The following is a 26,989-nucleotide window of genomic DNA, read 5'->3' as shown; positions in this document are numbered from 1 at the left end:
ATGAAAAATAGGGGTTTGTTAATTTTGTTAGGCATGCGAATCGTTTCACCCAAGCTGATCACATTCCTGGCAGGAACCGCTCTTGTCGGACTTTGCGTGATCCAGTATTACTGGATAAGCGGCGCTATTTCGCAACGTCACGAACATTTCGGGCAGGACGTGCGTGAAGCGCTCATGCAGGTTTCGCGGAAATACAATCGCGAGAAAGCAGAAATGCGAATTCGCAAGCAGCTCGATTATCGCCGGCAGAGTTTGTTTCATCCGAGTTTAAATTCAAAAACGTACGGGCAACTGCAGGTGTTCGAAGAATTCAATACGGATTCCGGCGGGCATCACACTTCTTCGCGCCGCGAACAATCTTATTATGGCGATACGATTTCAAAAGAATATAATTCTATACCGGCTTACAACACACTTTATGCGCCTTCGCATTACCTGCCGAATGGTTTTCTGAAAACAGATTTCAATAAAACGCCGGTCATGTTCGGAAATCTTTTTGATGAAGTGATTCACATCAATGTGTATGACGATTACAACAGCTACATCGATACCGCGCTGGTCGATTCTCTTCTGAAAAATGAACTTACCAGCCGTGGCATCAACACGCATTACATCTGGGCTATTCTCAATACGCCCGTTTGTGTTTTCAAATCCGATCATCATTCGCTCGATCCGTTCCAGGACAGTTTGCTCACTTCGCGCTATCGCGTGAGTCTTACTCCCGACAACCTTTTTTCGCAGCCGCGTTTACTTTCCGTTTATTTTCCCAATGAACGCAGCTTCATTCTCCGTTCACTGTGGGTGATGCTTATTCTCTCGGCGATGTTCATTCTTTTCATCATTCTGCTTTTCTATTATTCCATTACCACCATTTATCGCCAGAAACAACTTTCGGAAGTGAAGAATGATTTCATCAGCAACATGACGCACGAACTGAAAACGCCGATCTCCACGATCTCGCTTGCGTGCGAAGTGCTCGGCGATGAAGATGTGACGAAAACAAAAGAAAGAAAAGACCGTTATCTCTCCATGATAAAAGAGGAAAACAAACGGCTGAGTGTACTCGTGGAAAATGTGCTGCAAACCGCTATTCTCGATAAAGGAAATTTTAAACTCAAACCCGTTCCGTTCGATATGCACGAACTCATTCGCGCAGCGATCGCCAATGTGCAGTTGTCCGTCGATAAAAAACAGGGAAGTATTTCCTGCGAGTTGCGTGCAGAACATTCGCAGATCGTTGCCGACAGAACACATATTCAGAATGTGATCTACAATCTCATTGACAATGCCGTGAAGTACACGCCGGAAAAACCAAAGATCAGTATCATCACGAGTGATCTCCCCGGAATTTTTGAATTCTGCGTGCAGGATAATGGCATCGGCATCAGTCGCGAAAATCAGAAAAAAGTTTTTGAAAAACTATACCGCGTTCCAACCGGAAATATCCATGATGTAAAAGGTTTTGGACTCGGCTTGAGTTATGTAAAAGCAATTATAGAAAAACACGGAGGACAGGTATGGGTGGAAAGCGAGCCGGGACAAGGCAGCCGCTTCTGCGTTCGTCTTCCGTTCACCCCAAATGAAAAACCAGTTTTATGACAGAAGAAAAAACAACACGCATCCTGCTTGCGGAAGATGATCCGAACCTCGGACACCTGTTGCAGGAATATCTCGATGCAAAAGGATATCAAACTGTTCTTGCAACGAATGGCAAAGAAGGATTTGAACAATTCCGCAAAGGAACATTCGATCTCTGTTTGCTCGATGTGATGATGCCCGTGAAAGACGGCTACACACTTGCAAAGGAAATAAGAACGATCAACAAAAATATTCCGGTGGTTTTTCTCACGGCAAAATCCATGAAGGAAGATACCATCGAAGGATTCAACGCCGGCGCTGATGATTACATTACCAAACCATTCAGCATGGAAGAATTGTTGCTGCGGCTGAAAGCGATTCTCCGCCGCACACAGGGACATGTCATTGACATGGAACAAACGCAGTTCACCATTGGCGATTACAAATACGATTACAAAAGACAGATGCTTGATTTCGGTACGCGCTCACAGAAACTCACTTCGAAAGAAGCGGATCTTCTTCGTTTGCTCGCGCTGCACAAGAATGAAGTACTCGATCGCTCCTTTGCATTGAATACCATCTGGGGCGACGACAGTTATTTCAATTCACGTTCGATGGATGTTTACATCGCTAAACTGAGAAAATATCTGAAAGATGATCCTACCGTAGAGATCATGAATATTCACGGAAGAGGATTCAGGTTGATCGCGAAATAAAAGCGGCAGGTTTCAGCAGCAGTCATCGCGGAACAATCTTTTTCGGACAGTTAGCAAGTTCGTACTTCGCATTTTCGTCCCGAAGCTGTTCGGGATTCGCAATTCGTTCCCTGCGCCTGTGGTATGCGCGAAGCGTTGTACTATAGCACAACCACTAATTTCACCGTGTTGGCCTCATTCCCTTTTTCAAAACGGCAACTGTAGATGCCGGCAGGTAAGGACGTTTCTATCTTTTCTCCATCGGTTACCATTGCAGAAAAACAGATCCTTCCCGTTTCATCGAAGATCTCGAGTGGAATGGCTTTGGTTTCATTTGTTCTTACTGTGAAATTTCTATTCGAAGGATTCGGAAAAACAGAAATTGCATTTACAGAAGTATAAGAATGAATTCCGGTGCAGGGCATCACGGTCACAGTGAGTGGTGGATAAACAACCGGTGTGCATGTTAATCCATAGATCCAGAATCCGCCGAAAATCGTGGTCTGTGTGATGTTGCACGAATAAGAACCGGTGACGCTGCTGCTCGGATCGCAATTCGGATTATCGGAAAAATAAGTTTGCGCCATCGGTATCACGGGGCCATTTGGAGAAGGAATAAATGAAACAATGATCTGGTCGCCTGAACAAACTGTATCATTAGGAATGATCGTGATCGTTCCTGTTCCTGCATTTGCATCACAAATACTAAATGGAATTGGCGTAGTATTTTGTGTGCAGCCCATCGCAGTATTTGCAGAATCGGTTACCGTCACATTGAATTCTCCCGGAGGTAAACCGGAAAGTGTGTCGTTCATAGAACTCACCGTATCGGTGCGCAAAACCTGGTTGAACGGCAATCGCACCCACGTCACATAATAAGGAGCAACACCGCCCGTGTAATTTACAGTTGCGAGATAATCGAAGGGAGGACCAACAGCGGCGGTTGTTACACCGGTGATGAGCGCAGGAGTAACGAGCGTGAGTGAACCGGAATACGTTGCCGTATTTCCGAAAAGATCTGCGACGGTAACGGTGTAAGAAGTTCCGCACACGCCCGTGAATACGCCCGATGTGTTCAGTTGTGTAGCGGGTGCGAGCGCGTACGTGTAAGGAGGAGTTCCGCCCGATGCAGAAAAAGTAAGTGCGCCGTTGCATGGATTAAGGCAACTCGCGCTTGCGCTCACGAGTGAAACGGATACCTGCGCGTGCACGATGCATGCGCAAATAATGAAAGCAAAAAGTAATTTGAATTTCATGAGGAGGGTTTTGAATGAGAATGCAAATTACAAAAAACAAAAATCTTTCTCAAAAAAATTGCATCAGGAAAAAATTTTAAAATTTCGCACTGAACCCGACGCCAAGCACCTGCCTGAATTGCAAACGCGGGCCATGCGCATCGATCACGCCATCGTGATTGGAATCAACAGCAATGATCACATCATCGTCATAGATCGCCTGCATGTTCAGCCCCGCAGAAATATGTTTGTTGATCTTCATTGACAAAAGCAGTTCAGTATTCACATCCACATTCTGCGGTTTCTTCAGGTAGTTCGAAAAAAGTTCGAGGCGATAAGTGAGCGTTACATTTTTCATGATTTCCGCTTTGTACTGTACGCGAACATACGAACCGAATTCATAGCGTATGTTCGCACCATTTGCAATTTTATTTCCGTTGAGATCGTATTGCGCTTTTTTCACACCGAATGCGCCTGAATCGGCAAGCGCCTGGTCGAGGACGAATGTTGTTCTTCCTGTCAATGGAGAAACCAGCAACGAGATCTTTTCACTCGGTTTGTAATCGAGACCGATAGCAGTGATCAGGTAAGCCGGCGACATAAAACCGGAAATGAGCGTTTTCGAAATATCATCTTTGTAATTGTAGCCCGGCTGAAATTGTGTTTTAAATCCGGCGAGCGCAGAATAGTACCAGACTTTTTTAAAAGCATAGCGGCCATACTTCGAAGTGAAATCAATTTTATCATCTGTTTTTCTCATGAGCCCCGTTCCCTGGTAGAGTAATCCGTAAGCGAGATCGAGACCGTTATCCCACGTGGTAACTTTCTTTTTGTAATTCGCAAAAACAGTAAGTGTAGTTTGCCCGGAAACAGAATTCGATCCGCCGGAAGCCCAGTTGGTGAATGACGACTGGGTAAAATTCAAAGCGAACAAACCTCCGTGCTTCCACGCTTTGGCCGTATCGTGAACAAGAGAATCCCTGCCCGTCCGGCTGGCAGGCTGTGAATGAAGAAAAACCGGGAAGAGAAAAAATAAAAAAAGAATTTTTTTCATGGGCAGTTATTTTTTCGCCTGCAGAAGATCGCGGATCTCGGCGAGCAGTAATTCCTGTTTGGCAGGTTCGGGAGGAGGAACAGGTTTTTTCGCTTCTCTTCTTTTCGCAGCATTAATGCCTTTGATCACAAGAAAAAGTGTGAAGGCAACGAGAATGAAATTGATCACTGCGGCAAAAAAACTTCCGTACTTCACCGTTCCCATCACGGTGAGTTCTTCGAGTTTGGTGAGGTGAGCGGCATCGAGCGCAGGTTTGAGAAGGAGCGGTGTGATCACATCTTCAATGAGCGAACTCACAATCTTTCCGAAGGCAGTGCCGATGACCACACCAACCGCGAGATCGATCACATTTCCCTTGATCGCAAATTCTTTGAATTCTTTGATGAGCCCCATTTCGTTTTTTTAATTTTCAATTGCACAACGAATTTACTCTGCAGAAAAAAGCGTTGCACTCATTTACACAAAGAGAATCAACAGGGAATTGTTATTAAACCAAAAGAAAAATACCAAAGGGAAAAATCCAATCCCGATGGTTATCGGAACCAAATTTCGGTAGTGGTCAGTTTGAGAACTTCGTGAATGAACATCGTGGCCTGGGGCCTTCGTGGCATTTCTGATTTTTTGCCACCAAGTCACAAAGCCACAATGAAAAGAATGAAACTGACCCACGACCCAAATTTCTTTAGTGAGCAGGGAAATTTTGGGATTTGGAATTTTATTTTTTTAAACTTTCATTGGAAAATCTGATTCGGGATGAATCCTTACAGGTTTCCTGTTCTTCCCCCATCAACCGGAATATTTATTCCATTGATGTAAGCGGCGGCAGGTGTAGCGAGAAATGCAATGGCCGCTGCAACTTCTTCAGGAGCGCCGAATCGTGCAGCAGGAATTTCCCGGAGCATTTCTTTTTCCGCTTCTTCGCGCGACATTCCTTTCTTCTGCATTTTTCCCTCGATGATCACGAACAAACGTTGTGTTGCTGTTGCGCCGGGCAGCACATTATTAACCGTGATCCCGAATGGAGCTACTTCCATGGAAAGTGTTTTTGCCCAATTAGCAACTGCAGCGCGAATAGTATTGGAAACGCCAAGTCCGTAGATCGGTTGCTTTACAGAAGTGGAAATGATATTGATAATGCGCCCGAATTTTTCATTCTTCATTCCGGGAAGTACGGCCTGCACGAGAATGTGATTGCATAAAAGATGATTGGAAAATGCACTTTCAAATTCTTCTGTCTTCGCTTCGATGATCGGCCCGGCAGAAGGCCCGCCGGTATTGTTCACGAGAATATGAATGATCTTTTCTTTTTTTAGAAAATCCGCAATTACATTTTTTACCTGTTTCGGATCGGAAAAATCGGCGACGAGATAATTGTGTTTTCCTTCTCCGCCGAGATCAGCCACCGCATTTTTCAATCGCGGTTCATTTCTCGAAACAAGTGTAACATCAGCGCCGAGCAATGCAAGTTCCATAGCCGCAGCCTTGCCGATTCCCTGCGAACTTCCGCAAACAAGAGCATGTTTTCCTCTGAGATCAATATTCATAGTTCAAAAAAATTAAAATGTTTGATCAGGTCTTTCATAGCTCCAGGAAATTTTTCCGGTTGCCACGTTCACGCCGATCGCATTACGGTTGCCGGCGGTCATGTAGATCACAATGTTGTTTTTACCTTCTACCAATTGCAGTGCATTGTTATTGGCGCCGTATTCATCAGAGAATGGTTTCAGCGATGAACCACCAAGATCCCATAATTGCTTCCCCGAATTATCATAACACACAATGTGAAGTGCCGATTGTTGCGCATTACTTTCTTTGTAAGCGATCACCGCACGAGCATCATTCGCAGAAAGCAGAGTACCGTTGAAAAAAACTTTGTCCGGGATATTTTTGAATTCTTTCACATCCGCGCGCATGTAATCGGGCATACCCGCGAGTGAACCATACCCGTCAACTTCATTGGCAAAAAGCATGGAGGTGGGATCGAGCGCATAACTTTTTTCTTTTGAAATGTAGAGCGCAGGACGCGAACTTTCGGAGAGGGTGAAAAAATTATGCATCACTTTCCGTTCATCATTCGCTTTATCCCATTCCGATTTGGAGTACACTTTTTTCAAAGACGGAAGAAAAACAAAATCAAAACCATCGGCCGTATTCACTTCGAAGTAACGGTTGTTATAATACGAAGACACCTGAGTTATTCCCGCAGCGAACTGCGGATAATTTTTTTTCATCTGGTTAGCATCAACGAGAACATTCCCGGAATAAATATCACGCGCTATCAGTCCGTCGCGTTTGTTCGCCTGCCAGCACGTATCACCCTGCGCGTAAAAATCGCCAATGAAATCGCCCGAACTGAATCCATCATGCCACGTTACATCAGGAACAAAAAGAAATTCTTTCTTCGCCGAATTCTTAATCGGATCGAAGATCTGCATGGTGTAACGTTCACTGTCGAGCGAGAAACCGCTTTGCTCACTCAGCACCCAGGCAACAGGGCCTTTGCTACCGTTGAATAAATGATAAGAAGTGATCGTTGCCGCCGACCAGTTTCTATCACCCCCAAGCGAATTGCCAGTCGTGTTTTTTGCTTTGAAAAAAACAAATCCTGCAACTCCCGCGACCATCACAATCCCTGCAAGCATTCCTGTCATCACAGCGGTTTTCCGTTTTCTACTAAGCTCATCGTAATTCGGATAATTGGCGGAAGGATTTGTTTGATAAGGAGTCGAAGTGTAATTCGCAGTTTGTTTTTTAAGAATATCATTGATGAGATCTCCGGCATCAGCTTTCACTTCAAAATCACTATCACAGTAAATGCAATGATAATGCGTGGCCGAAACTTTCATGGAACTTGCAGCGCCGCACTGTGGACATTGGTATTTGTTCATCGTTCAAATGTAGTGAAGAAACGATTCTTTTTCATTAGCACATTAGCACATTTACGCATTAGCACATTAGCACATTTACAATTAACTTCGTCGTATAAAAATCAAACTCATGATCACACGCCCTTTCTCTTTCAAAAAATGGATCGACGAAAATCGTCACCTGCTGAAACCTCCCGTAAATAATAAAGTTGTTTACAAGGACACCGAATTCATTGTCATGGTCGTTGGCGGACCGAATGCAAGAAAAGATTATCACTTCAATGAGAGTGAAGAATTTTTTTACCAGCTCGAGGGAAACGTCACGGTAAAAATCCAGGAGAATGGGAAAGCGGTGGATGTTCCTATCAACGAAGGAGAAATTTTCCTGCTTCCTCCGAATGTGCCGCACAATCCGGTACGGGGAGAAAATACAATTGGACTGGTAATGGAACGCAAGCGCCGCGAAGGAGAGAAGGACGGACTGTTGTGGTTCTGTGAAAAGTGTAATGAAAAACTTTACGAAGAATATTTTGTGCTCACTGATATTCAAACACAATTCCAGGGTGTTTTCGCAAAATTCTACGGCAATGAAAAACTGCGCACCTGTAAAAACTGCGGACATGTAATGGAGCCGCCTGTTCCTACAAAATCTTCCAGTCATTAAAAATTCAAAATTCAAGATTCAAAATTGCGTTCCGTGCCGTGCCAATCTTGGATCTTGAATTTTGGATCTTGAATTTTATGGAAATATTAACCATCGACATTCACACCCACATTCTCCCTGAGAATATCCCAAACTGGAAAGAAAAATTCGGTTATGGTGGATTCATTCAACTTGATCATCATAAAAGCTGTTGTGCGCGAATGATCCGCGATGATGGAAAATTTTTCCGCGAAGTGGAGGACAATTGCTGGAGCGCGGACAAGCGCATGCACGAGTGCGATCACCACCGCGTGCACGTGCAGGTGCTCTCGACCGTACCTGTACTATTTTCTTATTGGGCAAAACCGAAAGATGGCCTGGAAATTTCTGTTTTTCTCAATGATCATATTGCGGAAATTGTAAAAAAATTTCCGAAACGTTTCATTGGGCTCGGCACCATTCCCATGCAGGATGCAAAATTGGCTGTGCAGGAATTGGAGCGTTGCAGGAAAATTGGATTGCGCGGAATACAGATCGGCACGAATGTGAATCAGAAAAATCTGGATGAGCCGGAATTTTTCGAAATATTTTCTGTGTGCGAAAAACTTGGCATGGCGATTTTCATTCACCCGTGGGAAATGATGGGCGAAAAAGAAATGCAGAAATACTGGTTGCCCTGGCTCGTGGGAATGCCGGCAGAAACTTCGCGCGCCATTTGCTCTATGATCTTCGGTGGAATTTTTGAAAAACTTCCTGAACTTCGTGTTGCATTCGCTCACGGTGGGGGAAGTTTTCCTGCAACCATTGGAAGAGTGCAGCACGGATTTGATTGCCGTCCCGATCTTACTGCCATTGACAATAATATTCCGCCGAAAAATTACATTGGTAAATTCTGGCTCGACTCGCTTGTACACGATGCGCGCATGCTCGAATACATTGTCGATCTTTTTGGCGCCGGTAGAATTGCATTGGGAAGCGATTACCCTTTTCCCCTCGGAGAAAATATTCCGGGAGAATTAATTAAATCGATGAAGTGGAATGATGAGAAGAAAGAAATGCTGCTGCACAGATCGGCGCTGGAATGGCTGGGGATGGAGAAGAGTTTTTTTGAAGGAGCTTAGACTTCGCGGGGCGCGAACTGCGAATGTCACCTCACAAAACCCTGCCCGCTTCGAATATGCGAAAATATACTAAATGCGAAACAGGAAACTTTTTGACATTCAAATGAATCAGACTGAGCATCGGGAATGCCTTGCAAATGCTCAGTTTTTAATAATGGAGCGCTTGCAATCATTGTTATACAACTCTTAATCGATATAAACTCTAATCTTTGAATCATCGAAATTTGAATTCCCCCTGTAACTAATCTGCTATTCTCCCCGTCTTACGCACAACTGTTAAAGGAACATTCCGTCTCCGTAATGTGATGTACATTTGTTTCCGACTCCCACTCATGCGTAAAAGCATTCTTTTTTTTCTTCTTTTTATTTTCCCAGTCTTCGCTTTTGCCGGCGTAGTGAAAGGTGTGGTGCGCGATACTTCAGGTCAGCCGCTTCCTTTTGTTGTTGTTGGTGTGAAAAATTCCACGTACGGCGTTAATACCAATCTTACCGGCGCGTATTTTATGGAATTGAAAGCAGGAAATTACACCCTCGTTTTTTCGCAGCTCGGTTTCGTTTCCCAGGAAAAAAATATTGTGATCAGCGATGATCATGCAAGCGAAGTGAACGTGGTGATGAATTCCGATGTGCGCGTGCTGAATGAAGCGCAGATCACGGCGAAGGGCGATCGCGATAAAGGAAAAGAAATTATGAAAGAAGTGATTGCTCATCGTGACGATTACTGGAACCGCGTGCAGAATTATAAATGCGATACGTACCAGAAATCTTCATTGGAAAAAATACTGCGAGAGAAACCGGATTCCGCCATTGTTCCTATTGCACCGCCGAAAGTTGACACTACGAAAAAAGGAAAGAAAAAAAATAAGGGAGAAGATCTGCAGGCAGAGATCAACGACGATCACCTGAATCTCATCGAATCGGTTTCCACTACTTTTTTCAAAGCGCCGAATCAATTCAAGGAAAATATAATTGCTTACCACGATTATGCAGGAAAGAAAAAGTACGAAGGCGGGAACGGAGGCGCAAGCGTAGGCGTGGAATACGGCGAGCACGAGATCGCGCCCGTTACGTACGAAGCAGATAATCCATATCTGTTGGTCAGTGATGCACAGAGTGCCGATTTTAATTTTTACAAAAATGAAATTGATGCACCTTCTCTTTGTTCGCGCCCGCTGAAATCTCCGGCTGCTACAGGAGCATTTCTCAGTTATCGTTTCGAATATGTTTCTTCCTTCGAAGAGAACGGAAAAACAATTCATCGCATCAATGTAATTCCGCTCTTCAATGAAGACGCTTTGTTTTACGGAACAATTTTCATTGAGGATTCTACCTGGGCTATCGTCTCTGTCAATCTCAATATCAATTCAGGTGCACTTTTATATTGCAAAGATTTTTCCGTGATCGAAGATTATTCCGAAGTCGATTCATCTGTTTATCTCCCGGTGCGTCGTGAATTCAATTACACGATCCGCGAAGGAAAATACAACATCATCGGAAACACGCGTGTCGATCACACAAATTATGTGGTGAACGGAACTATTCCGCCGAAAACTTTCAACGACGAAGTGAAACATTATGCCGATGATGCGTTCGATAAAGACAGTACGTACTGGTCGGAGAATCGTCCGCTGCATCTCGAAGACAAAGAAATTTCCTACGTGCATAAAGTGGATTCACTCACGGAATATTACACGAGTCCCGCTTACTATGCGCATATCGATTCCTCTTTCAATCACATCAACGTGTGGAGTTTTTTATTGAATGGAGTTGGGCATCGCAATCGTGCAACCGGAACAGAATTCTTTTTCGATCCGCTCATTGCTGATGTGGTTCCGTTCGGCGTAGGAGGATATCGCCAGAAACTCGGCGGATATTTCAATAAAGATTTTGACAACGGATATAAATTAGAAACGGAAGAGCAGATCGATTACGGATTTCTCAATAAAGATGTGCGCGGTAAAGTGGGAGTAGGGCTCACGTACATGCCCCTGCATTTCGTGCGCACGTTCGTGCGCGTCGGCGATTACTACGACATGGTGAATAATTATGCGTCGCTCGAATCTGTTTTTGCCCGGAGCAATTATGTCCGTTGCCGTGAGATCAGCGTGGCGCAGCGTGCAGAATTGGTGAACGGGCTTTACGCCGAACTTACATTGGAATACAGCGATAAATTTCCGATCACAGGAATGAAATTAGAATCGTGGTCGCAATATCTTTTCGATACACTCAATACGCCGTCCGATTTCCAGGAATACATCAAATCGGAAGTTCGTCTTGAATTGAAATATCGTTTCAAACAGAAATATATTATCAAGAATCACAAAAAAATTATCATCGGAACAAAATATCCTGAGATCCGTTTTTTCTACCGCAAAGGAATTCCCGGTTTGTTCAACAGCGAAATTGATTTCGATTACATCGAGATCGGCAGCCAGGATGAACTCAAGCTCGGGCGATTCGGAACCAGCGACTGGAATATTCTCTATGGTTCATTCCTCAATAAAAAAGATCTGCGCCTGCTCGAGTATAAATATTTCCGCGGCTCCGACTCGTTTATTTTTTCCGATCCCATGCGTTCCTTCCAGTTGCTCGGCCCCCGGTTGAGCACATCGAATTCTTTTTTCCGTTTGAATTACATTCATCATTTCGAAGGTGTATTCGGAACAAAAATTCCGTTCTTCAACAAATTGAAAATTACTGCGGCGGTCGGCGGCGGCGTATTGATGATCCCTGATCAGAAATTCACGCACGAAGAATTCTTCCTGGGACTCGAACGGATCGTCCGCATCAAAAAACAACTTTTCCGCATTGGAGTTTTCGCAGTAACGGCAGACAGTAACGTAACGAAAGCAGCCATCACTTACAAAGTCGGGATAAGTTATTACAACACGTTTACGAGGAAGTGGAGTTATTAGCATTGAGCAGTTCTCATCGGTAGTAAGCAGCAGGCAGTTCTGAGTTGGCAGCAGGCGTAAAAAATTCATTTTACACCCAACAATTGGCTGATTTCATTCGTAAGGGTCAAATGAAAGGAGTAACTTTCTTCTTCATGAACATTGATCTCGACCTGATAACTGCCTGCATCCGCCGGGAGCGCAAATCCGAGTACGAATTGTACCGGCTCACGTACAGTTATCTTCTGAGCATTTGTCTGCGTTATTCGAATTCGAAAGATGATGCCAAGGAAATGCTCAATATCGGGTTCACAAAAATTCTTTACAATCTGGAAAAGTATAAACCGGAAGTCCCGTTCAAAAAATGGATTCGGAAAATAATGATCAATATTCTCATTGATGAATACCGGAAAGAAAAGAAACACCAGGAGGTGATTGATTACGTGGAAGAATATACCGAGACGGCACATCACGCCGAATTAAATGATGCGCTGGTGAAAATGGATGTCGATCAGATTCACAGTCTTATCATTAAACTTCCGCCGGTAAGCCGCCGTGTTTTTACGCTCTATGTCATTGACGGATTCAATCACAGGGAGATCTCCGATATGATGGCGATGACGGAAGGAACATCGCGCTGGCACCTGAATTTTTCGAGAACAAAATTGCGGGAACTTTTTAAAAAATATATTTCAAAATCAGAAGTAGCGTGAAAAATAATCTGGACAAATGGGAAGAAACGCTGAGTTCGAAATTCACCGAGCCGGATTTCCCGTTCGATGAAGAGAACTGGGAAAGAGCCGAAGAACTGCTTGATTCCCGGCTGAAAAAAGACAAACGAAAAAAATGGATGTTCATTTATTTTTCCGGCCTTCTCTGCGGATGCCTGGCAACTTTTTTCACAATGAAATTATTCCTCACGCCGGGTATTCACCAGGAAAAAATTATTCAAACATTTCCGGTAAAAGCGAATAACGCTGCGGACGTGAAAAATAATTCCGGCAATTCAGGAATAATTCATTCGGATAATAGTCCGCTTTCTTCCTCTGGAAATTCAACTTCATCCAACGGGAATTCCACATCGCGCATCAACGCGCACACGGCGAACGATGCAGGCAACAACACCAATTCAGGCCAACAACACACCGGCGCAAATTTAAATTCATCGCTGATCATTCCTGCCGCTAAACATACAGATCATTCCGAAATACTCGTCTCGTCTTCGGATAATCTGGATCTGCAAACCAACAAGGATAATTTTCTCACGGAAGAATTTCATCACGCATTGAAACAGAATCTTCATTTTCATTATGGAAATATACTCGGTGAGGATACGATCGCGACGATCAGGAACAGTAATGAGATGCTGGCGAAAAGCGCAGACACGGCGCATGCAAAAGAAAACGGACATATCGGAAGCACTACTGATTCAGCTATGAAAAAAACAAAATTCATTGTGGTTGCAGGAGCCAACTACACGATCGGATGGAAATACGGAAGTGGTGTTGAGGCCAGAGGTTTCAACCCGATCGCAGGAATGGAAATGGAACGGGAACTTAAACCGAAGTGGGCGGTACGATTCGGAATTCACTATGAGCGGATCGGATATTTAAAAGGATACCGCGAAATTATTTCTGATTCTAAACCCGGATTCGGAATGAACAATACGATCACGACTATCATTCCGCAACAACTGCACTACATGAGTTTCCCGTTTCTTATTGAGAGAAAAACAGGAAAACATTTTATTGCCGGAATAGGAATTGATATAAATTATCTTTTCAATACTACAAGCAGGATAGAAATAGGGCAGCAGACAGATGGCAACCAACCGCAGGTAATGCAAACGAAAAACGAATATGGCCACATGGATGGATTCAATCGCGTCGATGTTCAGTTAAGTATGTTTTGCAGATACGGTATCGGCCGCCATTGGGATATTGAACTCCAGGATATGATTGGCATTGGAACCATTAAACGACAGTCTTACTTTACTGATGGGGAAAATCACGGGAGTACTGTTTATGGAGCGCGGCTGCTATTGCTTTACACTTTTTAAAATAAAATGAGAACAGCACTCAAAATACTATTCGCATTGACGATTATTTTTTCTTCAGCTTCCTGTCGCAGAGAGGATCCGCAATCGGTAATTTCTTCACCTGTATTTTATTTTACAGGCACAGTGGGCAGCGCTGTGGTGAATATGCACGCGGGAGAAAATAATTATTACATGTATTCTTCGCACACGCAGGACGTGTACGGTATTTACAATTTCACCGGCGATCTTCATGTTTACAATTGCACTTCCTGCGGCAACGGAATCAAAATTACGATCAACGATTTTCAACCTTCCGTTCCCAATGGAAATGCGGCGATCAACACGTCACTTTCCCCCGGGCATTACGCGTATAAAATTCCAGGTGGAGCTCCAACAGAGTTTAATGTACAGTTCTATTCTGCACCGCAAAACGGAACAGCGTCTTCTTATCTCTGGGATTTTGGCGACGGAATAATTTCAACAACACAAAATCCTCTTCATACTTATGCGCGCCCGGGAAAATATCTTGTCTCCAATTCTGTGACGTTCACCAATACAACTGTGAGTGTAAGTTCGTATTTAGTCAACGTAGGAATTCCGGATGCAGCATGCTCGGCCGCATTCGGTTCTTCTGTAACCGGCACAACTGTTCTGTTCACTCCTGCTGTAAGTGGCCAGGCGCCGTTCACTTACCAATGGGATTTCGGTGATGGAAATAATTCCTCTGCGGCAAATCCTTCTCATACGTATGCGGTAAACGGAGTTTATTCCGTTCATCTTATCGTTACCGATGCTAATAATCACATTTGTGAACTGGTGCGCAACGTGGCAACGCAGAGTTTCACGGGCAGCTATTCCTATTTCTATTTTTCACCGGCAATAACAACTAATCCTAATCCAAGAGCTTTTTCCAATGTAACAGTAGAATGGACGGATGCGTCAGGAACAATTTATTCTTCCGACAATTCAGCGCAATCGGCATTCAATTATTTTAAACTTGTTGCCGCTGATAGTTACGATAATAACCAGAATGGAGAAACGACAAAAAAACTTCATGTTTATTTTAATTGCAAAGTTTATTCAGCTACCGATTCATTGCAGATTAATAATGGAGAAGCTGTAATGGCCGTTTCTTACCAATAAATTTTTTTGCACCACCCAACGTTATTGTTTTTTCATTCGTGATAGTCTTATGAAGGGAAAGGATTTTATCCTTATCCCGGGAATCACTTTGAATCCCGTTTTATTTTTTTATCTCTACGGATCACTTCAAGCATTTTTCCGGGAGTATTTTTTTCCATTATATAAAAAGACGCACTATGAACACAAACACTACTTCTGCACAAAAGAAAAAAACTCAACCGGCAAGTGTTTTTTTCATGATGTTATTCTTTATTCTCATTCCTGCTTTTCATGCCGGTGCGCAATTGATCTTTCAGAAAATATACGGAGGATCAAGTGGCGACAATGCGACGGATATGCATGCTATGCCCGGTGGTGGTTATGTTTTCGGCGCATCTACGAGTAGTTTCCTTCCTGCAAACCAGGGAAAAAGTTATGTTATCCGTACGGATAATAATGGTGATACTTTATGGACTTCTGCATTCGGTGGCACGGGCGGTGTTTGTGATGGTGAATACATCAATGAAGTTTGGCCGGTAAATGACGGCGGAGTAATTGCAGCTGGAGGAAAAGTTGCGTGCAATAGCAGCGGAAGCGGACACATTACGCGCCTTGATGCGAATGGAAATATTATCTGGTGCAAACAAATGTCTCCATCAGGAGAAGATGCCTACCCGGTCATTCAGTGTGCCGATGGAAATTTTGTAGTAGGCGGTGGCGGGTTCGGGGTAGGTGCGGGAGGCGGAGATGCGATCATGATGAAACTTGATGAAGCAACCGGCGATACACTCTGGTCAAAAACATACGGCGGCCCGAACAATGATTATTTCACTTACATACTGCAAACCCCGGACAACGGATTTATTTCCGCAGGTTTTACTTACAGTTTTGGTGCAGGACGAAAAGATATTTATGTGGTGAAGACAGATGCTAATGGAAATGTGATATGGTCGAAAGCATACGGTACTTCCGCATTCAGCGAAGAACCTTATGGCAATTGTATGCAGGCCACTTCCGATGGAGGATTTATTTTAACCGGTTATGGCGACAGTGTGGTGCAGGCTCCACAGGGAATTTTTTTATTGAAGATTGATGCAACGGGAAATATGCAATGGGCAAAATATTTTACCGGACAGTATGGTCATGGTCTGAAGCAAACTCCTGATGGAGGTTATGCAATAGCAGGTCGGCAATATTTTGCGGCATCTAACACGGATGCATTACTTATTAAAACAGATGCGAACGGAAATGAACAGTGGGTTAAAGTTTATGGAGGCGCACAAAGTGATAGCGGCGATATGCTTGACCTTGCCAACGACAGTGGTTTTGTATTGGGTGGTTCCACTACCAGTTTCAGTGTGAGCCGTGATGTGTATGTAATAAAAACAGACCCCAATGGCATTTCCGGGTGCAATGAACAAAGTGTTGTCCTCGCAACGAGTGCAGCACCTTTCATTGTGAATAATGCTCCGACACAAGTGTTCACCGGTTTTCATACCACTTCATATCCCTATTTCCTTACGCATGGCGGAGTCATTGCAGATCTTTGTACCACACTCGGTGAGAATGATCCGCAGAAAAAAAACTCATTGAAAATTTTTCCGAATCCATCAGTTGGAATGATCACCATTCAATCGCAAAACAAGTTGGGGGCTGTTGTCATTTACAATACGCTGGGAGAAATAATTTTCAACGAACAAACGGATACATCGGAACAGGAAATTGATTTGAGCAGCCAGCCCCCCGGAATTTATTTTCTTCTCGTTAACGGCGGGTTCAAAAAAATTATGCGCGAATAAATTTGTCATAATATTTTTTGTTCACCCAACGCTTTGTTCATTCGTTGCGTAAAAGTCAGCAGAGGGCATCACCAAAAAAACTAACCCCTATGAAAACGAAAATTACTTTAAGCACAATATTCATTGCAGGAATATTTTTCATTGCACGCGCACAAGCCCCCGCTATACTCTGGCAGAATTGCACCGGCGGAACTAAAATGGATTATTTCAACGGAGCAGATCAACTTCCCGATGGAGGATTTGTCGCTTCGGGTGATGGAGAATCAAATGATTTTGATCTCACCGGCGACTCGCAATGGGGGGTGCAGGAAGGATGGGTGAAAGTGGTAAACTCAAACGGAACACTTCGTCATCAGAAAACTTTCGGAGGATCGGGCGGCGATCAGCTTCCGAGCGTAGTGAGAACTTTCGATGGAGGATATGCGTGTTGCGGACCCTCGGCATCAGGCGATCATGATCTTCCGGGAAATTATGGTTCCAATGATTATTGGGTAATTAGAATGGATTCCCTTTTGAATATTGTATGGTCAAAACATTTCGGGGGAAGTGGAGACGATTGGTGTTACATCATCAAACAAACTTCCGACAGCGGTTTTGCAATAAGCGGACGTTCCAATTCGCTCGATCACGATGTAACCGGTAATCACGGAACATTCGATTGGTGGGTCATCAAATTAGATAAAAACGGAATCCTCCAATGGGAACGGGCAATTGGCGGATCAGGAATAGATAATTTTCCTGCTGCATTGATGCAGACTTCGGACGGAGGTTATCTCGTTGGAGGAAATTCCAATTCAAATAATTCAGGAGATATCGGCGCAAGTCATGGCGGATATGATGCTGTACTCGCAAAATTAAATGCGAACGGAACAGTGGCGTGGACAAAAAATTATGGTGGTGCAGGAGATGAAGGTGTGCGTAGTGTTTGCCAGACTCCCGATGGAGGATTTGTTTTTTGCGGAAGCACCACTTCCGTTTCAGGAGATGTGAGCGGTAATCACGGCCTGAATGATTATTGGGTGGTGAAAACAGATTCGGCAGGAAATCTCCAGTGGCAGCGTTGTTGCGGAGGAACAAGAAATGACTTTGCTTTGAATATTGCATTGACCACTGAAGGCGGTTACGTGGTGTGTGGAAGAGCATTCTCTTACGATGGAGAAATTACCGGGCATCAACCTGCCGCTTCCACCTTTGTTGACAGCGCCGATTGCTGGGTGGCAAAAATAAATGCATTCAATCCTACAGGCGCGCTCGATTGGGAAATTGCATTCGGCGGTTCTCATTACGACGGCGCGAATTGGATTCTTCAAAGTGCAGATCATGGATTTTTAGTTGCAGGAGAAGTTTATTCTTCCGATGGAAATGTCACCAACTTTCATGGTTCATCTGCATTCGAAGATGGATGGTTAGTGAAACTTGCTCCCGACCCTGTTCTTTCTTCCAACGAAATTTTTCCTAACGAGTCGAATGTAGTTGCGTATCCGAATCCATTTCACGATCAATTTAATATTCAGCTTAACACCATCAACAATGAATCGAATACAGTTTCTGTCTACAACGCTATTGGAGAATTAGTGTTGTGTATAAACAGCCCGGCGAATGAGGTGATTGGAATCGGGAGATCTGATCTTCCTGCGGCCGGGCTGTATTTTTACACCGTGACGAATAAAAATCTGATTATAGCCCGTGGGAAAATGATGGCCGAATAGAATTTTAGTTTCCGAACCCTTCAGTTGAGGCGGGCAGGTAAATGGCAAACATTTCCTGCCTGTTTTTTTATGCAACTTTTAGTATCTTTTCGTATTTCGTACTCCACTTTTTTTTTCGCATCTTCACGTAAACAAAAAACAATTCCGCATGAAAAAAATTTACTCCTTCTGCATTTTATTTACTGCCCTCAACGCTTCGGCACAGATCACCTGGAACCAGCAAACCGGTGTTGGCTCCAATGATCTTTATGGTTGCTCTTTTCCTGATGTCAACAATGGTTGGGTAGCAGGATTTGCAGGAACAATTCTTCATACGGTGGATGGTGGAAATAACTGGGCGCAGCAAAATGTGACCACGACCAACAATTTCCGCAGTATAAATTTTGTAGATGCAAATAACGGGTGGGCCTGCGGCGACGGAGGAATTATTTTTCACACCACAGACGGAGGTGCGAACTGGAATCCACAATCGAGCACCGTCACAACCAATCTCCGTTCCATTTATTTTACCGATGCAAATAACGGATGGTCTTGCGGTTTTTCGGGAGTGATGTTGCATACTACCAATGGAGGAACAACATGGACTCCGCAAACAAGTACACAAAGCAATTCACTGATGAGTGTGAAATTTTTAAACACCACAACAGGATGGGTTGCGGGATCTTCTGCACCTTCCACGCAGGGATTTATTCTTAACACTGCAAATTCAGGATCAACATGGGGATCGCAAACTCCGCCGAACAGTTACAATTTATATTCCGTAGATTTTTTCAATGCAACAACAGGATGGGAATGCGGAACAAATGGAACCATTGACAAAACAACCAATGGAGGAACCACATGGAATTCTCTTACGTCCGGAGTGTCCCATACTTTCCGCGGAATCAGTTTCCCTTCTCTTACTGATGGATGGGTGGTTGGTGATTCAGGATACATTTACACAACGACGAATGGGGGAACTTCCTGGACACAGCAACAAACATTCATGATCAGTTTTTTGCGCTCCGTTCATTTTGTTACTACAACTGTTGGATGGGCTGTGGGCGATAACGGAACCATTCTTAAAATTTCCAGTCCGGCGGGATTGAATGAACTCCGCAAGCTGGATGATTTTATTACACTTTGTCCGAATCCCTCCAATGGAAATTCAACGATGAAAATTATTGCGGATAAGAATCTGAAGATGAAATATTCCGTCACGGATATTAACGGAAAAGAAATTATTAATCGCGAAGTGGAACTTTCTTCCGGGGAAAATATTATTCCGCTGGAATTACCAATGGATATTGAACATGGAATTTATTTTATCACCGCAAGAAAAGAATCCGGCGAAATTATCACGAAGAAATTAGTAGTGGAGTAATACTATACGCCTTAAATAAGGGTTGGCCATTGGCCGACCCTTATTTTTTTAAACAAACTTTTATTGAAACTCTGATTTAATTTGATATCACAAAGCAGCATCGATCATTTCAACAATTCCAAAAAAATCATTGGCATCTGTTGTAGCGCTCATTCCCATGGAGGTTGCTCTTGGCAGAGTGATCACGACAATGTGAGTTCCGTTCGCGGCCGGAATCAATCTGAAATAGCGGTCCATTTTCAATCCTCCGCCAATATCCGATTGTACACGGGCAAATTTGTCGGCGGCTTTCAGCAGGTTTTTATTCCCGTTGAGTTTTGAAGCCACAGTTGCATCGCCTGTGAATTTTGATGACCCGAAAAATTTCGGCGCTTCCAGTGCAACTTCGGCGGTTATCATTTTATTTATAAAAGCGGAAAATGTGATGGAACCCACATGAGATCCTATTCCCTGGCGATTGACATTCACTTCAAGCGTAATTGGTTTTGGTGTTGCTATATCGAATTTCATTCTGAAAAGAACAGTTTCGTTTCCGCCGAAAATAAAATTAGCGGCTGTCTTCGCGATCGATTCAAGAGCTCCAGCCTGAATACCGGATTCTGCGAGCGAATAGATCAATGGAGAACTACTGTTGAGATCTTTGCGGATGATTTCCTCCACTCTGGGAGCAACGTCTTCCGATTTTTGTTTGGAATAAGTTAAGTTGTTCATGGGAAAAAAATTTAGTTTTATTTAGTAGGAATCGAAAGTTAAACAAAAAGTGATTGATGGAATTTTTTATGCGATTCAAATCATCCTGCCCTTGTGATTGCCCATTGAAATATGTTCGTCTACTCAAAACCACCATCGGTCTACACAAAAATTTCACGCCGATTAAAACCTTAAATTTGTACTCCTGACGACGGATAAAATATTGGACTGTTCTGAAAACTTCGGGACTTTCGGAAAACAAAAAGGTCGCAGGAAAATAAAATGAGCGAAGCCATAAAGCATGAGTGCGGCATTGCACTTATTCGTCTTCTCAAACCTCTCCAGTATTATATCGACAAATACAACTCGCCCATGTACGGGTTGAACAAATTGTATTTGCTCATGGAGAAACAACACAACCGCGGACAGGACGGAGCGGGAGTGGCCACTATAAAATTTGATATTCCTCCCGGCACGCGTTACATCAGCCGTTATCGTTCGAACACTTCGAGCGCCATCAAAGATATTTTCGGAAAGATCAATGATAAATTTTCTGACGGGTACAAAAAAAATCCGGAGAAAATGAAAGATGCGCGCTGGGTGAAAAAACATGTTGCATTCGCGGGAGAATTGATGCTCGGCCACCTGCGCTATGGAACTTACGGCGGAAATTCCATTGAGAACTGTCATCCTTTTCTTCGCCAGAATAACTGGATCACGAGAAATTTAGTTGTGGCCGGAAATTTTAATCTCACGAATGTCGATGAGTTATTCGATCATCTTGTTGAACTCGGCCAGCATCCGAAAGAAAAAACAGATACAGTTACTGTAATGGAAAAGATCGGGCATTTTCTCGATCGTGAAGTAGAACGCCTTTTCGGAATTCATAAAACAAAAGAAAATACAAATGCGGAGATCACGGATCTCATTGCACGCGATCTGAACATTCAGCAAATTCTGAAAGACGCCGGAAAAAAATGGGACGGAGGATATACGATGGCAGGAATGTTCGGCCACGGCGATGCGTTTGTATTGCGCGATCCGAACGGGATACGTCCTGCTTACTGGTATGCGGATGAAGAAATTCTTGTTGTCACATCGGAACGTCCCACGATTCAAACTGCATTCAACGTTCCATTCGAAGAGATCCGCGAGATCACTCCCGGTTGCGCACTCATCATAAAAAAAGACGGGCATTACGAAGAGAAGCGCGTGCGTACGCAGAAAGAAAAACTCTCCTGTTCATTCGAAAGGATTTATTTCTCGAGGGGAAATGACAAAGATATTTATGAAGAAAGAAAAAGTCTCGGCCGGCAACTCACTGCAAATGTGCTGAAGAGTGTGGGCTTCGATCTGAAGAAATCTGTTTTCTCTTTTATTCCCAATACAGCGGAAGTTGCATTCTACGGATTGGTGGATGGATTGAATGCTTACATGAACACGGTGAAGAAACTGAAAATTCTCACTATGAAAACGGTGGCCGATCCGGAGTTGTCTGAAATTCTGAATATGCAGCCGCGCATTGAGAAGATCGCTTTGAAAGATGCAAAACTCAGAACGTTCATCACGAGTGATACGCACCGCGATGATATGGTCTCGCATGTGTACGATACAACTTATGGAGTACTGAAACCCGGCGACAACCTCGTGGTGCTCGACGATTCCATTGTGCGCGGAACAACATTGAAGCAAAGTATTCTGAAAATTCTCGACCGGCTTGGGCCGAAAAAAATAATCATCGTCTCATCGGCACCACAGATCCGTTATCCCGATTGTTATGGAATTGATATGGCGAAGATGGGCGACTTCATTGCTTTCCAGGCGGCGGTGGAATTGCTGAAGGATAATTACAAAGAGAATCTTCTCGAAGAAGTTTATGAAAAAGCAAAAGCGCAGGAAGATCTGCCGAAAGATAAAGTGATCAACGTGGTGAAAGAAATTTACAAACCATTCACGGCCGATGAGATCTCGCAGAAAATTTCCGAATTGCTCACGCCGCCGAACATCAATGCAGAAGTGGAAATTATTTACCAGACCATAGAAGGTTTGCGCAATGCCGTTCCCGGGAATAAAGGAGACTGGTATTTCACCGGCGATTATCCAACGCCCGGAGGAAATAAAGTAGTGAACCGCGCTTTCATGTATTACATGGAAGGGAAAAATGTGAGAGCATACTGAGGTTGTGTTGAAGTACAACCCCATTTCTTACTCAATTCATTCTTCATCATAATCCATTTACCAAAAAAAGTTACTGCCGGTCGATCCTGCAAAAAGCGCTCCGCCCGAAAAAACGCATCTACATGTTTATTATTCCTTGTGAATCAGCAATTTAAAATCAATTATAAAAAACTGATAATCAGCCGTATGCCTAAAAATTTATCAATGAATAAAATAATTGACTTCCAGTAAGCGCCATTTTCCGTATCTTTTTTCTGGCAAACAAAGTACTTCTTAACCATGCACACCCTTACACGCAATTCAGCAGGATTTTGTTGCGGACTTCTGGCAATGATCTTTTCTGCTTCTGTTCCGCTTCATGCGCAGCAGATCCTGAATAAACAGGGAAACCTTCTTCCCGGAAATAAATTCAGCGAAAGTCCATTCACGGCAAATTTCATCGACAACAAAACGCAGTTCGATAAATATTCTTCGAAAGGAGAGACCGTGAAATATGGTGCTTTCGCCGGCGGTGCTATCACTTTATTTTCCGGCGATGCGGTTCAATATGTACAGGACGTGGCGATCCATTCGAAAGAAGATAAAGAGGCGCGCAAAAATAAAATGGAGGAGAAAAAATTCGAGTTGCGCCGATTGACGATGAAGTGGGTGAATGCAAATTCCAATATTCAATTTGAAACCGGTGATGCATTGACAGAATATTTTTCCTGCCCCGATCCTGCCGATAATCAAAGAACAATTTATTCTTCCTGCTTCACCACCATCACTGCAAAGAATGTTTACAACGGCATTGATGTTGTTTACACTTTTCCGGCAGAAGGCGGAGTGAAATATGCATTGCGCGTTCATCCCGGCGCCGATCTTTCTCAGGTGAAAATTCAGTGGGAAGGGGACAAAGATATTCAACTCGTTGACGGAAATATAGAAGTGATCACAGAGAAAATGGGAACTTCCACCGATCATGCCCCGAAATCTTTTTACGAAGAAAACAATGCTTCACTTACTTCCTCATTTATTCTCAACGCTGATAAAACGATAGGATTTGATCTCGGAAGTTTCGATCATACAAAAACAGTGCTCATTGATCCATGGACGTTCAATCCTGCATTCACCACCTTCAACAGCGCGTATGATATTGCACAGGATGGAAACGGAAATATCTATTTGTATGGCGGAGCGAATCCTTATGAATTAAAAAAATTCACGAGCGCAGGCGCGCCGGTGTGGACATTCGCAACATTTGCATCCGGTTATTATGGCGACATGTGCCTCGAACCCGGAACGTGGAATATTTATTGCGCGTATGGCCCGTGGGGAGATGCCATCATAAAAATTTCTCCTGCTGCCGGAATTATTTACCAGGTGAACAGCGGAAATTTTTCGAGAGAGATTTATCGCATTTATTACAACCCCGTGAGTTTACAAATGACTGTGATGGGAATGAATCTTCCGAGTTCACTCAACCCGATGGTGCTCAATATTAATCCTGCTACCGGCGCCTACTCCGCCGCAGTGCAACATCCAACGTGCACGTCGGGCGAGATCCGCGGTATGTGCGTGGATGCGAATGGCGATGTGTATGGAGAAGTTTTCAATACTGCAGGTTCGCCGAATCCTCCGGCAGATAATCTTATCTGGCATGTGAACAGCGCATACACTACAATTAATTCTGTGCAGGACGGTTATCTTCTCAATGAGATTGATCCGAGCCAAACAGATTCCTGGTTCTCCGGTTACAATGGAATGGCTGTTGGCTGTGATCTTTATTCTACCGACGGATTGGTTGTAAAACACTGGGATAAAAATACACTTGCACTTCTTGGCAGTGTTCCTGTTGCCGGTGGAATAGAATATAACACCAGCGGACTCTGTCTTGATGGTTGTGGAAATGTTTATGTAGGAACTCCCGGTGGAGTTAAAGAATATGATGCCGGATTGAATCTGCTCACAACAATTGCAACATCGGGACCTGTGTATGATGTTTGTCTCGGCGCAAATCCCGGAGAAATTCTTGCATGCGGACAGGGATTTTTTGCATCGCTTACTTTTCCTGTTTCCAACTGCAGCGCAAATACAACAACGGCTATGCTTCCTTCTGCAGGTTGTACCTGTTCCGGACAAGCTTCCGTTGCTGTTCAGGCATTATGTACTGCAGGAAATTATACTTATCAATGGCTTCCCACCGGCGGAACAAATGACACTGCATTCAATCTTTGCCCGGGAACATACACTGTACTTTTTACAAACACTTCTACCGGCGGAGTTGATTCTGCATTTGTAACCGTTACCGGCTCAGTAGGAAGTCTTGCAGCAACAACGACTTCAGTTAATCCAACTTGTTTCGGTTCGAACAATGGATCCATCACTGCAAATCCTACAGGAGGAACAGGGCCTTATACTTATCTCTGGCATCCGGGAAATCAAATCACACAAACGATCACCGGACAAACTGCAGGAACTTACACGGTCGATATCACCGATGCTACGGGTTGTACTCTAACACAAACCATCACTCTCGTGCAACCACCGGGAATGACATTCACCACGGCGAACACAGCAACATCATGTACAGCTTGTAACGGAACGGCAACTGTGAATGTGAGCGGGGGAAATCCGGGTTACACTTACAGTTGGAATTCCACACCGGCACAATCTACATCCACCGCAACAAATCTTTGCGCAGGCACATACACATGCACGATCGTTGACGCGAACGGATGCCAGCAGGATACTTCTGTTATTGTTCCGCTCACCGGCGGACTCACTTCCACTGCAAGTATCCAGGCGCCGATCACTTGTTTCGGTTCATGCAATGGTTCACTAACCGCAACACCTGCGAGCGGAACGGCGCCTTACACTTACAGTTGGAATACTTCACCGGTGCAAACGACGCAAACAGCAACGGGACTTTGCGCAGGAAATTACCAAGTGGATATTACCGATGCGAACGGATGTACTTCCACAAGCACTATCACGCTCACACAACCCGCTGTTCTGAATGCAACACCATCGGCTCCTCTCGCTGTGTGTGCAGGAAAATGCGGCATCATTTCCATTGCGCCATCAGGCGGAACACCCGGTTATACTTATTCGTGGAATCCAGGAGCGATGACAACGAGCAGCATTAATATTTGCCCGGCAACAACTGGATTTTATACGGTAACAGTTACTGATGCGAATGGATGTACGACCACAGATTCTATTCAGGCGATTGTAAATCCGCTTCCGGTTGTTGCATACACTGCTGATACTACACAGGGATGTTCACCGGTTTGTGTTACGTTCACGAACAACACTCCGAATACACAATCACTTTTGTGGGAATACGGAAACGGGAACAGTGACGGCGCAGGTTTCCAGTGTTACACAGTAGGAACTTACAATGTAACGTTGGTGATTACAGGAACAGATGGTTGTATTGATTCACTCACGAATATCGCTTACATCAATTCCTGGTTATCGCCAACGGCAGGATTTGTTCCGAGTGCAACGCAGAATATTCTGATGGAAGCAAATTTCTGTTTTAATGAAACGGCGCTCAATGCCACAACGTACCTCTGGAATTTCAACGATCCGAACGATGCGAATAATTCTACAGTACCGGATCCGTGTCACTCTTACACCGACACAGGAACGTATTGCGTGCAGCAGATCGTTTATTCTTCGAATGGTTGTACAGATACTACGGTGAATTGCATCGAAGTTGTTCCTGATCCTGCGTCCATTTATGTTCCGAATACTTTCACACCGAATGGAAATGGGCTCAATGAAATTTTCATGCCGGTCGGTTATAACATTGACGCGAACCGTTATCACTTCATGGTATTCGATCGCTGGGGAATGCTCATTTACGATACGCGTGTGTGGGGCGATGGATGGGACGGAACTTTCAAAGGAAACAAATGCCAGATCGATACGTATGTGTGGAAAGTGGAATGCAATGATATTTTAGGATACCATCATTCACTCATTGGTCACGTTAACCTCATCAGATAAAAGATCA

At 43.9% G+C, this 26,989-nt stretch carries 19 protein-coding genes; 13 read left to right on the top strand and 6 right to left on the bottom strand.

Translation table 11 applies throughout. From position 1 onward, the window contains the following. Positions 1-33 precede the first annotated feature (33 nt). Both HY064_02925 and HY064_02920 read left to right on the top strand, forming a co-directional pair. Complete coding sequence (locus HY064_02925; protein ID MBI3509589.1) at positions 34-1,599, top strand: HAMP domain-containing histidine kinase; 1,566 nt, start codon at positions 34-36, stop codon at positions 1,597-1,599. Beyond that, positions 1,596-2,294, top strand: coding sequence for a response regulator transcription factor (locus HY064_02920; GenBank protein MBI3509588.1), 699 nt, complete (start codon positions 1,596-1,598; stop codon positions 2,292-2,294). The genes HY064_02925 and HY064_02920 overlap by 4 nt, the downstream gene beginning before the upstream one ends. Positions 2,295-2,434: 140 nt before the next feature. Here the strand turns inward: HY064_02920 and HY064_02915 are convergent, their stop codons facing one another. The 5 genes from HY064_02915 to HY064_02895 all read right to left on the bottom strand — a co-directional run bounded on the left by HY064_02915 (position 2,435) and on the right by HY064_02895 (position 7,450). Then, positions 2,435-3,529 (bottom strand): T9SS type A sorting domain-containing protein, encoded by a 1,095-nt coding sequence (locus HY064_02915; GenBank protein ID MBI3509587.1) that lies wholly within the window; start codon positions 3,527-3,529, stop codon positions 2,435-2,437. Between the two features lie 76 nt (positions 3,530-3,605). Further along, complete coding sequence (locus tag HY064_02910; protein MBI3509586.1) at positions 3,606-4,562, bottom strand: DUF3078 domain-containing protein; 957 nt, start codon at positions 4,560-4,562, stop codon at positions 3,606-3,608. A 6-nt stretch (positions 4,563-4,568) separates the two neighbouring features. Beyond that, positions 4,569-4,955 carry a large conductance mechanosensitive channel protein MscL gene (gene mscL / locus HY064_02905; protein MBI3509585.1) on the bottom strand — a complete coding sequence of 129 codons (387 nt, stop codon included), beginning with the start codon at positions 4,953-4,955 and terminating at the stop codon, positions 4,569-4,571. A 368-nt stretch (positions 4,956-5,323) separates the two neighbouring features. Beyond that, positions 5,324-6,106 carry an SDR family oxidoreductase gene (locus HY064_02900; protein MBI3509584.1) on the bottom strand — a complete coding sequence of 261 codons (783 nt, stop codon included), beginning with the start codon at positions 6,104-6,106 and terminating at the stop codon, positions 5,324-5,326. A 12-nt stretch (positions 6,107-6,118) separates the two neighbouring features. Continuing rightward, positions 6,119-7,450 (bottom strand): hypothetical protein, encoded by a 1,332-nt coding sequence (locus tag HY064_02895; protein ID MBI3509583.1) that lies wholly within the window; start codon positions 7,448-7,450, stop codon positions 6,119-6,121. A gap of 109 nt (positions 7,451-7,559) precedes the next feature. Here HY064_02895 and HY064_02890 point away from each other — a divergent pair, with 109 nt between their 5' ends. From HY064_02890 to HY064_02850, 9 genes are all read left to right on the top strand, one after another. Beyond that, the gene (locus HY064_02890) at positions 7,560-8,093 is read left to right on the top strand and encodes a 3-hydroxyanthranilate 3,4-dioxygenase (protein MBI3509582.1); all 534 of its coding nucleotides are present in this window, start codon (positions 7,560-7,562) and stop codon (positions 8,091-8,093) included. A gap of 77 nt (positions 8,094-8,170) precedes the next feature. Beyond that, positions 8,171-9,193, top strand: a complete 1,023-nt coding sequence (locus tag HY064_02885) for an amidohydrolase (protein ID MBI3509581.1) — start codon at positions 8,171-8,173, stop codon at positions 9,191-9,193. A gap of 332 nt (positions 9,194-9,525) precedes the next feature. Continuing rightward, positions 9,526-12,108, top strand: a complete 2,583-nt coding sequence (locus HY064_02880) for a carboxypeptidase-like regulatory domain-containing protein (GenBank protein MBI3509580.1) — start codon at positions 9,526-9,528, stop codon at positions 12,106-12,108. A 110-nt stretch (positions 12,109-12,218) separates the two neighbouring features. Continuing rightward, positions 12,219-12,800 carry a sigma-70 family RNA polymerase sigma factor gene (locus HY064_02875; GenBank protein MBI3509579.1) on the top strand — a complete coding sequence of 194 codons (582 nt, stop codon included), beginning with the start codon at positions 12,219-12,221 and terminating at the stop codon, positions 12,798-12,800. Next, a complete protein-coding gene (locus HY064_02870) occupies positions 12,797-14,146 on the top strand; it encodes an outer membrane beta-barrel protein (protein ID MBI3509578.1) in 1,350 nt (449 codons plus the stop codon). The genes HY064_02875 and HY064_02870 overlap by 4 nt, the downstream gene beginning before the upstream one ends. Positions 14,147-14,152: 6 nt before the next feature. Continuing rightward, positions 14,153-15,268 (top strand): PKD domain-containing protein, encoded by a 1,116-nt coding sequence (locus HY064_02865; GenBank protein MBI3509577.1) that lies wholly within the window; start codon positions 14,153-14,155, stop codon positions 15,266-15,268. 176 nt (positions 15,269-15,444) lie between these two features. Continuing rightward, entirely contained in the window at positions 15,445-17,046 is a 1,602-nt protein-coding gene (locus HY064_02860) for a T9SS type A sorting domain-containing protein (GenBank protein ID MBI3509576.1), read from the top strand. An 89-nt stretch (positions 17,047-17,135) separates the two neighbouring features. Continuing rightward, positions 17,136-18,755, top strand: coding sequence for a T9SS type A sorting domain-containing protein (locus HY064_02855; GenBank protein ID MBI3509575.1), 1,620 nt, complete (start codon positions 17,136-17,138; stop codon positions 18,753-18,755). 148 nt (positions 18,756-18,903) lie between these two features. Beyond that, a complete protein-coding gene (locus HY064_02850) occupies positions 18,904-20,118 on the top strand; it encodes a T9SS type A sorting domain-containing protein (GenBank protein MBI3509574.1) in 1,215 nt (404 codons plus the stop codon). Between the two features lie 87 nt (positions 20,119-20,205). Here the strand turns inward: HY064_02850 and HY064_02845 are convergent, their stop codons facing one another. Beyond that, on the bottom strand, positions 20,206-20,829 hold the full coding sequence (locus HY064_02845; protein MBI3509573.1) for a hypothetical protein: 624 nt from the start codon (positions 20,827-20,829) through the stop codon (positions 20,206-20,208). 261 nt (positions 20,830-21,090) lie between these two features. On the opposite strand from HY064_02845, the gene HY064_02840 reads away from it, so the two are divergent. Both HY064_02840 and HY064_02835 read left to right on the top strand, forming a co-directional pair. Further along, on the top strand, positions 21,091-22,986 hold the full coding sequence (locus HY064_02840) for a class II glutamine amidotransferase (protein ID MBI3509572.1): 1,896 nt from the start codon (positions 21,091-21,093) through the stop codon (positions 22,984-22,986). A 279-nt stretch (positions 22,987-23,265) separates the two neighbouring features. Next, complete coding sequence (locus HY064_02835; GenBank protein ID MBI3509571.1) at positions 23,266-26,982, top strand: T9SS type B sorting domain-containing protein; 3,717 nt, start codon at positions 23,266-23,268, stop codon at positions 26,980-26,982. Positions 26,983-26,989 lie beyond the last annotated feature (7 nt).

This window comes from Bacteroidota bacterium, from assembly GCA_016194975.1.
Lineage (GTDB): Bacteria > Bacteroidota > Bacteroidia > Palsa-965 > Palsa-965.
This window is presented reverse-complemented; position numbering and strand designations above follow the sequence as displayed.

What these genes read in the sequence shown, in the direction of transcription:
- HY064_02850 (MBI3509574.1), top strand. Translation starts at nt 18,904, where the DNA reads ATGAAAAAAATTTACTCCTTCTGCATTTTATTTACTGCCCTCAACGCT.
- HY064_02885 (MBI3509581.1), top strand. Translation starts at nt 8,171, where the DNA reads ATGGAAATATTAACCATCGACATTCACACCCACATTCTCCCTGAGAAT.
- HY064_02835 (MBI3509571.1), top strand. Translation starts at nt 23,266, where the DNA reads ATGCACACCCTTACACGCAATTCAGCAGGATTTTGTTGCGGACTTCTG.
- HY064_02910 (MBI3509586.1), bottom strand. Translation starts at nt 4,562, where the DNA reads ATGAAAAAAATTCTTTTTTTATTTTTTCTCTTCCCGGTTTTTCTTCAT.
- HY064_02880 (MBI3509580.1), top strand. Translation starts at nt 9,526, where the DNA reads ATGCGTAAAAGCATTCTTTTTTTTCTTCTTTTTATTTTCCCAGTCTTC.
- HY064_02900 (MBI3509584.1), bottom strand. Translation starts at nt 6,106, where the DNA reads ATGAATATTGATCTCAGAGGAAAACATGCTCTTGTTTGCGGAAGTTCG.
- HY064_02875 (MBI3509579.1), top strand. Translation starts at nt 12,219, where the DNA reads ATGAAAGGAGTAACTTTCTTCTTCATGAACATTGATCTCGACCTGATA.
- HY064_02855 (MBI3509575.1), top strand. Translation starts at nt 17,136, where the DNA reads ATGAAAACGAAAATTACTTTAAGCACAATATTCATTGCAGGAATATTT.
- HY064_02840 (MBI3509572.1), top strand. Translation starts at nt 21,091, where the DNA reads ATGAGCGAAGCCATAAAGCATGAGTGCGGCATTGCACTTATTCGTCTT.
- mscL (MBI3509585.1), bottom strand. Translation starts at nt 4,955, where the DNA reads ATGGGGCTCATCAAAGAATTCAAAGAATTTGCGATCAAGGGAAATGTG.
- HY064_02865 (MBI3509577.1), top strand. Translation starts at nt 14,153, where the DNA reads ATGAGAACAGCACTCAAAATACTATTCGCATTGACGATTATTTTTTCT.
- HY064_02920 (MBI3509588.1), top strand. Translation starts at nt 1,596, where the DNA reads ATGACAGAAGAAAAAACAACACGCATCCTGCTTGCGGAAGATGATCCG.
- HY064_02915 (MBI3509587.1), bottom strand. Translation starts at nt 3,529, where the DNA reads ATGAAATTCAAATTACTTTTTGCTTTCATTATTTGCGCATGCATCGTG.
- HY064_02860 (MBI3509576.1), top strand. Translation starts at nt 15,445, where the DNA reads ATGAACACAAACACTACTTCTGCACAAAAGAAAAAAACTCAACCGGCA.
- HY064_02845 (MBI3509573.1), bottom strand. Translation starts at nt 20,829, where the DNA reads ATGAACAACTTAACTTATTCCAAACAAAAATCGGAAGACGTTGCTCCC.
- HY064_02895 (MBI3509583.1), bottom strand. Translation starts at nt 7,450, where the DNA reads ATGAACAAATACCAATGTCCACAGTGCGGCGCTGCAAGTTCCATGAAA.
- HY064_02890 (MBI3509582.1), top strand. Translation starts at nt 7,560, where the DNA reads ATGATCACACGCCCTTTCTCTTTCAAAAAATGGATCGACGAAAATCGT.
- HY064_02925 (MBI3509589.1), top strand. Translation starts at nt 34, where the DNA reads ATGCGAATCGTTTCACCCAAGCTGATCACATTCCTGGCAGGAACCGCT.